This window comes from Desulfobacter sp. UBA2225 (genome assembly GCF_002348205.1).
Lineage (GTDB): Bacteria > Desulfobacterota > Desulfobacteria > Desulfobacterales > Desulfobacteraceae > Desulfobacter > Desulfobacter postgatei.
In genome coordinates this window covers 1-10,642 of sequence record NZ_DDYV01000181.1, presented here as the reverse complement: position 1 = coordinate 10,642, position 10,642 = coordinate 1, and the positions used below count along the sequence as shown (strand labels likewise).

The 10,642-nt window shown below is 43.3% G+C and carries 9 protein-coding genes; 8 read left to right on the top strand and 1 reads right to left on the bottom strand.

Going from position 1 to position 10,642, the window contains the following annotated elements; all coding sequences use genetic code 11:
* From B3D59_RS09340 to B3D59_RS09305, 8 genes are all read left to right on the top strand, one after another.
* On the top strand, positions 1-886 hold an 886-nt coding region (locus B3D59_RS09340; RefSeq protein ID WP_286819273.1), incomplete at its 5' end, for a B12-binding domain-containing radical SAM protein.
* An 18-nt stretch (positions 887-904) separates the two neighbouring features.
* A complete protein-coding gene (locus tag B3D59_RS09335; protein WP_286819272.1) occupies positions 905-1,897 on the top strand; it encodes an NAD-dependent 4,6-dehydratase LegB in 993 nt (330 codons plus the stop codon).
* Complete coding sequence (locus tag B3D59_RS09330) at positions 1,890-3,038, top strand: LegC family aminotransferase (protein ID WP_286819271.1); 1,149 nt, start codon at positions 1,890-1,892, stop codon at positions 3,036-3,038. Before B3D59_RS09335 ends, B3D59_RS09330 begins: the two co-directional genes overlap by 8 nt.
* A complete protein-coding gene (locus B3D59_RS09325; protein WP_286819267.1) occupies positions 3,031-3,657 on the top strand; it encodes a NeuD/PglB/VioB family sugar acetyltransferase in 627 nt (208 codons plus the stop codon). Before B3D59_RS09330 ends, B3D59_RS09325 begins: the two co-directional genes overlap by 8 nt.
* Positions 3,657-4,670: an N-acetylneuraminate synthase gene (neuB, locus tag B3D59_RS09320; protein WP_286819266.1), complete on the top strand. Its 1,014-nt coding sequence runs from the start codon at positions 3,657-3,659 to the stop codon at positions 4,668-4,670. Before B3D59_RS09325 ends, neuB begins: the two co-directional genes overlap by 1 nt.
* Positions 4,663-5,823, top strand: a complete 1,161-nt coding sequence (neuC, locus tag B3D59_RS09315) for a UDP-N-acetylglucosamine 2-epimerase (RefSeq protein WP_286819264.1) — start codon at positions 4,663-4,665, stop codon at positions 5,821-5,823. The genes neuB and neuC overlap by 8 nt, the downstream gene beginning before the upstream one ends.
* A gap of 34 nt (positions 5,824-5,857) precedes the next feature.
* Positions 5,858-6,922: a nucleotidyltransferase family protein gene (locus B3D59_RS09310; RefSeq protein ID WP_286819260.1), complete on the top strand. Its 1,065-nt coding sequence runs from the start codon at positions 5,858-5,860 to the stop codon at positions 6,920-6,922.
* Positions 6,879-7,631, top strand: a complete 753-nt coding sequence (locus tag B3D59_RS09305; RefSeq protein ID WP_286819254.1) for a cytidylyltransferase domain-containing protein — start codon at positions 6,879-6,881, stop codon at positions 7,629-7,631. Before B3D59_RS09310 ends, B3D59_RS09305 begins: the two co-directional genes overlap by 44 nt.
* Positions 7,632-7,681: 50 nt before the next feature.
* On the opposite strand, the gene B3D59_RS09300 is transcribed toward B3D59_RS09305, so the two are convergent.
* A complete protein-coding gene (locus B3D59_RS09300; RefSeq protein WP_286819251.1) occupies positions 7,682-10,561 on the bottom strand; it encodes a 6-hydroxymethylpterin diphosphokinase MptE-like protein in 2,880 nt (959 codons plus the stop codon).
* Between the last annotated feature and the right edge of the window lie 81 nt (positions 10,562-10,642).

Genomic DNA, 10,642 nt, shown 5'->3' with positions numbered 1-10,642 from the left:
GCCGGCCTATCATCTTTTTCCCATTGAGTATTATAGGCTGTTAAGGATGCCTCATTGTACCCACAGCGATTTTGTCATGCCGCTGCTTTCCGGAAGGGGGTGTACATTCACGTGCAATTTCTGCTACAGGATGGACAAGGGTTTTCGTCCCCGCAGTGCCGAGGCTATAGTTGAAGAAATTCAATATTTGAAAAAAGAATTTCATATATCCTACATTGCTTTTTCCGATGAGCTTCTCATGTCTTCCAAACAACGCACCCTTGAAATTTGTGACGCTTTTTTAAAGGCGAACCTGGATATAAAATGGGATTGCAACGGCAGGCTCAATTACGCCAGCCCTGATATATTGGCAGCCATGAAAAAAGCGGGATGTGTTTTTATTAATTATGGAATTGAAGCCTACGACAATGAAGTGTTGAAAAAAATGAACAAAGCCTTGTCAATAAAACAGATAAACCTGGGTATAGAGGCCACATTAGATGCGGGCATAAGCCCTGGTTTGAATATGTTGTTCGGTCATATAGGCGATAATAAAGAAACATTGAACGCTGCCGTAGAATTTTTAATAAAGCACGATGATGGTGCGCAGATGAGAACCATTCGCCCTGTCACGCCTTATCCTGGTTCTCCGTTATATGATTATGCAGTGGAAAAAGGGTTAATTGAGGATATACAGGATTTTTATGAAAACAAACATCTGAACTCGGATCTTTTTGCGGCCAATTTTACTGAATTGTCTGAAGAAGAATTGTATTCCGAATTGTGCGATGCCAATATACGACTCGTGGAAAACTATTTTCAAAACAAGAAAAAAATAATAAATTCACAAACTCGGCATTTATATTCAACCCGGGATGCATCTTTCAGGGGGTTTCGGCAATCATAACCATTCGGGGGAACGTAATTGGAATTAAAAAATAAAAAAATCCTGGTGACCGGTGCTGATGGATTTATTGGGTCCCACCTGGTGGAAATGCTGGTTGACTGCGGTGCCGGCCTAAAAGCGTTAAGCCAGTACAACTCTTTCAATGATTGGGGCTGGCTGGAGAGCCTTGATTGTCTGAATGATATTGAAGTCGTATCCGGGGATGTCCGAGATCCCCACTTTTGTAAAAAAATCACAAAGCATACGGATGTAATTTTTCATCTGGCTGCATTGATTGCCATTCCCTATTCCTATATTGCACCGGACAGTTACGTGGACACCAATGTCAAGGGAACCCTGAATATCTGCCAGGCGGCCAGAGAAAACGGATGTGAGCGGTTGATTCATACCTCAACTTCCGAAGTTTACGGCACCGCGCAATATATCCCCATCGATGAAAACCATCCGCTGCAGCCCCAATCTCCCTATTCAGCCAGCAAAATCGGGGCGGATCATATGGCCATGAGTTTTCACCTGGCCTTTGGTTTGCCGGTGACCATTGCCCGGCCCTTTAACACCTACGGCCCCCGGCAAAGCGCCCGGGCGGTTATTCCCACCATCATCGGGCAGATTGCAACCGGTAAAAAACTGATCAAACTGGGAGATGTCTCACCCACCCGGGATTTCAATTATGTCCTGGACACCTGCAAAGGGTTTATGGCTTTGGCACAATCCAACCAAACCATTGGAGAAATCGTTAATATCGGTTCCGGGGTTGAAATTTCCGTGGCAGATACCTTGGATCTGATCCGGAATATTATGAAGTCCGATGTAAAATTCATGACAGATGAACAACGACTTCGGCCAAAAGATTCAGAGGTCTTCCGGCTGTGCTGTGATAACACGAAAATAAATCGCCTCACCGGCTTCAAGCCGGACTATTCCTTGGAACAGGGACTGAAGAAAACCATTGAATGGTTTGTCAACCCTGCAAACCTTTCACGTTATAAAACAGATATATATAATGTATAGCGATCTCATCACATTCATAAGGGATTGGTATCAGACCAAAGGGATTATCCCGCTTCATGAGCCTCGCTTCAGGGAAATCGACCGGAATTATGTCCTGGATGCCATTGATTCCACCTTTGTCTCCAGCATCGGCGAATATGTTGACCGGTTTGAACAAAAACTTGCCCAATATCTGGGTGCCGCATATGCAGTGGCAACGGTAAACGGAACGGCTGCCCTTCAAACGGCATTAAGGGTGGCAGGCGTTGAACAAAATGATGAAGTCATCACCCAGCCCCTGACCTTTGTGGCAACAGCCAACGCCATTGTTCATAACAATGCCGTTCCGGTATTCGTTGACGTAAACAGGGAAACCCTGGGGTTATGCCCGGCGGCGCTGGAAAGATTTCTTGATCAAAATGCTCGAAGAAACGGCAGGCGGACGTTTAATAAAAATAGCGGCAGAAGGATTGCCGCCATTGTTCCCATGCATACGTTCGGGCATCCGTGCAGGATGAACCAAATACTTGAATTGGCAGCTTCCTGGGAAATCCCTGTTGTTGAGGACGCTGCCGAAGCATTGGGTTCAAAAATTTCAAAAACACATTGTGCAACATTCGGTTCTTTGGGCGTATTGAGCTTTAACGGGAATAAAACCATTACCTGCGGCGGTGGCGGGGCCATTATCACAAATGATAAGGCGCTTGCACGAAAGGCAAAGCATTTGACCACCACGGCCAAAGTAAATCATCAATGGGAGTTTGTTCATGACGAAATCGGGTATAATTTCCGGCTGCCCAATTTGAATGCCGCCCTGGCCTGCGCGCAGCTTGAACAATTGGAGGGCATCCTTAATGACAAACGAAAGCTTGCCACCGCGTATGAAGCGTTTTTTAGAATAAATGAATGGGGGCGTTTTGTTACGGAGCCAGACGGATGTTCCAGCAATTACTGGCTGAATGCAGTAATTACGTCTGATAAAAAACAGCGGGACGACTTTTTGAAAAAAACAAACGAATCCGGAATAATGACCCGGCCGGCCTGGAAGCTGCTGCCGGATCTTCCAATATATAAACAGTGTCAAACCGATAATCTGGAAAATGCAAGATGGCTTGTACAGAGAATTGTAAACCTGCCGAGCAGTGCGAGGGCCAATGCCTGAAAAAAAAATCATTCTTGTCGGCGGCGGGGGTCATTGCCGGTCTTGTATTGATGTCATTGAGACCGGCAAGACCTTCTCCATAGCCGGAATAGTGGAACAGCCCGGAAAAGAAAATTCCGAGCCGGTCCTCGGGTACCCCGTGATAGGGTGTGATACTGACTTTGAAAACTTGAAAAAACAGTATGATTATGCCCTGTTAACCGTGGGTCAGGTCGGGTCATCCAATATCAGACAAAGACTTTTCATCCTGTTAAAACAGGCCGGTTTTGTTTTTCCCTTTGTTGTTTCTCCTTTTGCATATGTGTCAAAGCATGCACGGATTGGGGAAGGCAGTATTATTATGCATCATGCGCTTGTAAATGCCGGAGCTATTGTCGGGAAAAACTGTATTTTAAATACCAGGTCCTTGATTGAACATGATGCAAGAATCGGCGATCATACTCATATCTCCACGGCTGCTGTTTTAAATGGTGAAGCTAACATTGGTTCCGGAAGTTTTGTTGGGTCAAACGCAATTATTGTTCAAGGTGCCAAGCTCCCGGATAATTTTTTTTTTAAGGCAGGCAGCCTTATTGCCGGTGAAAAAGACGGGAAAGCCATGAAAGATAATAAATTATAATGAATCGCGACAAGGTGTTCATAATCGCCGAAGCCGGGGTCAATCACAACGGCTCCCTTGGCCGGGCCATGGAGATGGTGGCCATTGCCGCCGATGCCGGTGCCGATGCCGTAAAATTCCAGACATTTAAAGCGGAAACCCTTGTAACAAAAAGTGCGGCCAAGGCTGATTATCAAAAAAAAACATCCGCCCGGGACGAGTCCCAGTTTGAGATGCTGAAAAAACTTGAATTGTCTCATGGCGCACATTCGGAGCTGATAAAGACATGCGAGCTGAACGGGATTGAGTTTTTATCTTCTCCTTTTGACCTTGAAACCATTGATATGCTGAGAGGCTTGGGAATTCAAAAATGGAAGATTCCTTCAGGCGAAATAACCAATTTGCCCTATTTAAGAAAAATCGCCTCCTTTGGCCAGGAAATAATATTATCAACCGGGATGGCGGATCTGGAAGAGATCAAGACCGCTCTTTTTGTATTTACGAAAGCTGAAATCCCTCTGAATATGATAACCGTTCTTCACTGCAACACTGAATATCCGACACCCTTTCAGGATGTCAACCTTAAGGCCATGCAAACCATAAAGGCCTCATTTCCGGGGGTTAGAGTCGGTTACTCCGATCATACCAAAGGCATTGAAGTTCCCGTTGCGGCAGTCGCCATGGGAGCCACAATGATTGAAAAACACTTTACCCTGGATAAACATTTACCCGGCCCGGATCACAACGCATCTCTTTTGCCGGAAGAGCTGGCTCAAATGGTAAGAGCTGTCAGGAATATTGAGCTGGCCCTCGGCAGCGGCATAAAAAAACCAAGCCGCTCGGAGAAGAAAAACATTCACATTGCCCGGAAAAGCATTGTAGCTGCCTGCAGTATTGCCGCCGGGGAAATATTCACCGAGGACAATCTCACGGTAAAAAGGCCGGGAACAGGAATCAGTCCGATGAAATGGGATGATATCGTTGGCGGGACTGCCGGAAAAAATTATAAAAAAGATGATCTGATTGATGCGTAGAATCTGTGTCTATACATCCACACGTGCTGAATACGGCCTTCTCCGGAATCTGATTAAGGAAATACATGAGGATTCAAATCTGCAATTGCAATTGCTGGTTAGCGGCACCCACCTGGTGCGGGAACAGGGAATGACCATTGAGGAGATCCGAAGAGACGGGTTTGAGCCGGACAAATGTGTGGATATCGGTCTTATTAATGATTCCCCGGCAGGAATCTGTCATTCCATGGGGACAGCCGTTTCCGGATATGGAAAATTTTTTGCTGAATACACCCCGGATCTATTGGTTATTCTTGGTGACCGGTTTGAAGCGTTCTGCTGTGCAACGGCTGCCCAGGTCTGCCGTATTCCCGTTGCACATATCCATGGGGGGGAAACGACACAAGGGGCTGTTGATGAAGCTTTCCGGCACAGCATTACAAAAATGGCCCATCTCCATTTCGCCTGTTGTGAAGCTTACCGGCGCAGAATTATCCAGATGGGCGAGCAACCGGAATATGTCTATAATGTTGGGGCATTGGGAGTGGAAAATATCAGGAACTTAAAGCTGATGAAACAAGATGATCTTGAAAAAGCCATCGGGTTTAAACTGGACAAACCGTTTTTCCTTGTGACGTTTCATCCGGCAACCCTGGAAGAGAAAAGTTTTAAAACACAATTTGATCAACTTTTAGCTGCGTTGGACCGGTATCCGGATCATAAGATTATTTTCACCGGAGCCAATGCTGATTCAGGTGGCAGGGTGATCAATCAAATGCAAAAGGATTACCACAAGGCGCATCCTGAACAATGCCTTGTGGTGCCGTCGCTGGGATATTTAAGGTATCTATCCGCAATGAAGTGTTGCAAGGTGGTTATCGGGAACAGTTCAAGCGGTATTTTCGAAGCACCCGCACTTAAAGTTCCTTCAATCAATATCGGCGACAGGCAGAAGGGAAGAATCAGGGCGGAAAGTGTGGTTGACTGCTATCCTGCTGAACAATCAATACTGGCGGCTTTGAAGATAATACACGGTCATCTTTTTCAGTCGCGCTTGAAAACCATGAGCATTCCGTTTGAAAAATCCGGTACTGCTAAAAGAATTAAGGAAATTTTAAAAAAAGCCGATTTAAAAGATATTCTAAAAAAAGTATTTCATGATATCGCATACTGATCAACACTCAATAGAGAGATAGACGGGTGGAAAAATGAAAGATTGGAAAAAAACATCTGTAGGGCCTGAGACCAGCATAAAAGAAACCATGGCGGTAATAGATAAAAGCGCTCTTCAGATTGCCCTTGTTGTTGATCCTGATGATAAGCTTCTTGGGACCGTTACAGACGGAGATATCCGCCGTGGCATCTTAAAAGGAATCAGCCTTGATGAACCTGTAAAGCGTATTTTTTATGTTTCCCCTTTGACAGCCTCCGTTGACGATGATCCCGGGACCATGCACAGGATCATGAAGGAACAGCTGATTAATCAACTTCCTATTGTTGATCACCACGGCAGGGTTGTGGAACTTATCTTTTTACGGGATATCCTGAAAGAGAAGAAACAAAAAAATCCGGTTGTTCTCATGGCCGGAGGCCTTGGCACCAGATTACGTCCGTTAACCGATTCATGCCCTAAACCGCTTTTAAAGATCGGGGGAACCCCTTTACTTGAAACGATTCTTGAAAGTTTTATAAAAAAAGGTTTCGACACTTTCTATATTTCAGTGAATTACAAAGCAGAGATGATTCAGGAATACTTTGGGGATGGTTCTAAATGGGGAGTGAACATTGAATACCTAAGGGAAATACAGCGGCTTGGCACAGCCGGAAGCATCAAACTGCTTCCGGAAAAACCATCGCTGCCGTTTATCGTGATGAACGGTGACCTTCTAACCAAAGTTGATTTTAAGCAGCTTCTGGAGTTTCATATCAACAATAATAAACTCAGCAATGCCATGGCAACCATGTGCGTCAGGGAATACAACATGCAGGTGCCCTATGGTGTTATCAAACAGGAAGGGAACAAACTGGTGCAGCTTGATGAAAAGCCTGTCCAGCGATTTTTCGTTAACGGAGGAATTTATGTGTTTCAACCGGAAATGATAGACCTGATACCGGATAACGAATATTTTGATATGACCCATCTCTTTGACAGGATGATGGAGAAAGATTATAAAACTGTGATATTCCAGATCAGGGAATACTGGATGGACATCGGGCACAAAAGGGATTTTGAAACTGCTGACGGCGAATACGGAGAAATATTCTGGGGATAATTTAATTTTAAGAAGATCATTAAAAATGTTTAAGAACAATAAAATACTTGCCGTCATCCCTGCCCGTGGCGGTTCAAAGGGGGTTCCGCGAAAAAATATTAAGCTGGCAGGGGGAAAGCCTCTAATTGCATGGGTAATTGAGGCCGCCAAAACATCAGCTTATATTGACAGATTAATTCTCTCTTCTGATGATAATGAGATCATTAGGGTTGCTGAAAATTACGAATGTGAGGTTCCCTTTGTCCGTCCTTCAGAATTTGCTCAAGATAACAGTTCGAGTTCTGATGTTATCGTTCATGCACTTAGCAAAATTTCCGGTTATGATTATGTGATGCTTTTGCAACCCACCTCTCCATTCACCTCAAAAGAGGATATAGATGGGTGTATAAAACTCTCTATTACTTCAAAAGCCAAATCAACGGTATCTGTAGTAAAACCGGATAAAAGTCCCTACTGGATGTTTGAAATGGGGAAAAATAACAGGTTGAAATCTATTATGGGGAGCCGATATTTAAATTGCAGAAGACAGGATCTTCCTTCTGCATATATCCCAACCGGTGCCGTTTATATGGCTGAATCAAGATGGTTTTTGGAGAACAGGTCTTTTTATTCTGAATTTACAATCGGCTATGAAATCCCCAAAGAACGGTGTTTGGATATTGATACGGAATTTGATTTTAAATTGTTTGATTTTTTGATCCGACATTGAGTAATTGAATTTTTTGAATAAAAATATGCTGTAGATTCTGACAGCCAGATCTATTCGCCGTTAAGAATATCCATTTTAAGTTTTAACTGTTGATAGGCGGCTCTGGCTGCTTCCAACTGGTCTGTGGCCATGTAACAGTCGCCCATTTTTTTGAGTAGATTTATGTTGTCGGGGAGATGCAGAAAACAATTTTCATAGGCGATGATTGCATCTTCATTTTGGCCGCTGTCCTGGAGGGTATCCCCTATGGTTTCCCAGTAACCTGCAAATTTAGTATCCAGTTTGATTGCTTTGTTCAATGCTTTGATGGCCCCATTAAAATCACCGGCGATAAACAGGGTGTCAATGGTGGCAGAATGAATCTCATGGTTATCGGGTGAGTATTCTATGGCTGATTTAAGGCTTTCAATGGCGTTTTGATACTCTTTTTGCGACAAGCACAGTTTGCCTTTGTACAAAAAAATATTACTTGTCAGATCTGCAGGAAGAGTTTCAAACAAATTTTTCTGATCCATTGCCTTCTGATGCCATTCGTTTATTAATCCAGCTGAGTTCTGATAGTTATCGGTATCAACATTTGATTTTATTTGTTTCAGGTCCTGCCATAAGATGGTTTCCAGTTCTTTTTGAAGTTCGATGTTGTCTGGATGATACCTGAGGCCTTTTTCTACCATGTATTTCACGCTTAATTCACGTCCTGGCTGGGTTTTAAAATACCGGGCAAACTTCAGGAAATCATCCCCCATGTCGTGTAAGTATGCGTCAATCTGCCGGCTGAGTTTTGGATCGCATTCTATTGCCGTTCGAAAATAATGATCTGCTTTTTGAAGCATATTCGATTGAGCCGCTGAACAGCCAAGATAAAAACAAACCTCACCGGATTCCGGCATTACCTTGCAAAGATCTTCCAGCAGATGGGTGGCCAGGTAATAATTTTTTGAGTTGATATAGAGACCGGCCAGTTTAAGTTTGTTTTGTTCGGGTTGGGAGCCTTTATTGATTTTTTCCAGATAGTTGCTTTCTTTTTGGTGAAATGATGAGACCATGTTTAAATTGTCTGAGAGGACTGTCAAAGTCTCTTTTCGGATTTTATTGATGCCGAGCAACCTGTCTAAATTTTTTATCAGCCATTCAATATATCTGTCGGGATCATTTTCGAGTATTGAGATACCCTGTTTTTGGCGTTCACTTTCTTTTAATCCTTCCATGGTTATCTCTTCTAAGATTTTCCAGACTTCCAGGGTATCATCCAGGTCTTTATGAAATTTATCAATTTTATTTATTTGTTTTTTTTGTGACAGGGTAAGCATATCAAAAGATTTAACAAGCTTGCCGTTTCTTTTCGCTTGTGTAAGTTCTTTTAATAACGACCTTGCAATTTCATCCGAGGATTTAATGATTTTATGTAATTTTTTGGTTTTGCTGAGTATTCTGTTGAACTCAACAAGCATTTTGTCAGACGCGATTGGTTTTGAAGCTGAATAAAACTCGTTTAGGCGTTGGTTTGTATTGATAAATTTGTTGCAATGTTTATCCATGGTTGCTTGTAAAGTCAGAATTTTGGTGCCTTCAATGTTTGCACCTCCTTCCGTTGCATTTATGTGAATTTTATCGGATTTGGCAATGGCAGATTCAAAAAATTCTTTCATGCTTAAAAATGAACGGTTTGTTTGTAAAATTTCTCCGTTGATACCGGTAACGGTTTCCCCCTGGACATGATTTGTTATTATCTTTGTCGGGGCAGTCCCTTGAAGGACGGTTCCCTTTGCGTGGGAAGCAGAAGCAGAACCGGGATAAGCAAGATCCTGACCAATAAATATGATTGGATCGCACCCCAGCATGTGTGCGGCAATAAGGTTTAAGTGCGCGACAGTGCTGGCACCGCCGGTCAGGAGTTCTCCGCCAAGCAGTGAATTGAGCCACGCTTCGATAGGCTTACCCGTAAATGTCCAGAAGATCTGTTCGGCCGGAAATACTTTAGGGGTTTTGGGGTTTACCCAGGATGAGCAGATCAGGGCAATATCTTTAACCTGTGGTATTACATCGGCGAATTTTTCAAACGTAAGGTTATTCGGGTCAATACAAGTGAGAAAGTGCGGGTGTACACCGTTTTTCAACAGAGCAGGTAAAACCGTATCAACGGCAATAATGACCGCTTTCTCCTGTGCATGTTTCAGCAAGTGGATATTTTTATCTAAAGACGGTCCCCCAGCAACCATAATGGCAGGAACGCCATCAAATTTATTTTGTATATGTTCCAATAGCAGATGATGATGTATGGTGCAGATATGCTTGAAGCGATTGGTTAGAAAATCTTTACCTAATAGTCTTGTGGTTGTTCCGCCAATGTTAAGACTGTTGATATGTGCAAAAAGATCATCTTTAAGCTGGTTATATCCGTCCGGATTAAAGCTGAACGAAGGCAGATGATGTAATATATTTGAATCTTCAAGCTGCAGGGTTCGGGACGCTGTTGCCAGTGTTTCAGCAATATCCGCTCTTGCTCCGATGCCCAGAATAAGCCGATGGTCTTGCAGTATAGGAGAAAGATCAATATATTGAAGTGCCTGGATGAAAATTCCGGTCTCCAGTTCAAAAAGTGCAAGATTTTGAAGATGAGGTCGTTGTTTCAATATGCTGAGAGCGGAGTAAAAAAGACCCATGCCGAGGATGGCGACAAAGCCTTTATGGTCTGGAGGAATTTTTCCCAGGAAATCTGAACTTTCCTTTTCCGGATTCACTTCATTGTGAAGAAGAATTGAATTTCCCTGGTCATTTGTGACTGTAAGATTGGGTTTGCCGTTAGGAGCAAAAGAAATTTCACCGAGAGCTTCTGTTTGATCTTCTGTAATTTGTTTCCATACTGACGGCTGATTCTTTTTTAGTAATTTAAGGTTTGACTCGTAGTAGTCGGTATATTCCTGATTCATTTTCATATCTCCAAAGGCCTGTTTTGTCGAAATTTATGTATGATTTATATGCCGGGTTGGACAGGCAGGCAAGCCTTTAAA

Excerpts from the sequence above, each read along its gene's own strand:
- B3D59_RS09300 (WP_286819251.1), bottom strand. The coding sequence starts at position 10,561 with ATGAATCAGGAATATACCGACTACTACGAGTCAAACCTTAAATTACTA.
- B3D59_RS09310 (WP_286819260.1), top strand. The coding sequence starts at position 5,858 with ATGAAAGATTGGAAAAAAACATCTGTAGGGCCTGAGACCAGCATAAAA.
- B3D59_RS09330 (WP_286819271.1), top strand. The coding sequence starts at position 1,890 with ATGTATAGCGATCTCATCACATTCATAAGGGATTGGTATCAGACCAAA.
- neuB (WP_286819266.1), top strand. The coding sequence starts at position 3,657 with ATGAATCGCGACAAGGTGTTCATAATCGCCGAAGCCGGGGTCAATCAC.
- neuC (WP_286819264.1), top strand. The coding sequence starts at position 4,663 with ATGCGTAGAATCTGTGTCTATACATCCACACGTGCTGAATACGGCCTT.
- B3D59_RS09325 (WP_286819267.1), top strand. The coding sequence starts at position 3,031 with ATGCCTGAAAAAAAAATCATTCTTGTCGGCGGCGGGGGTCATTGCCGG.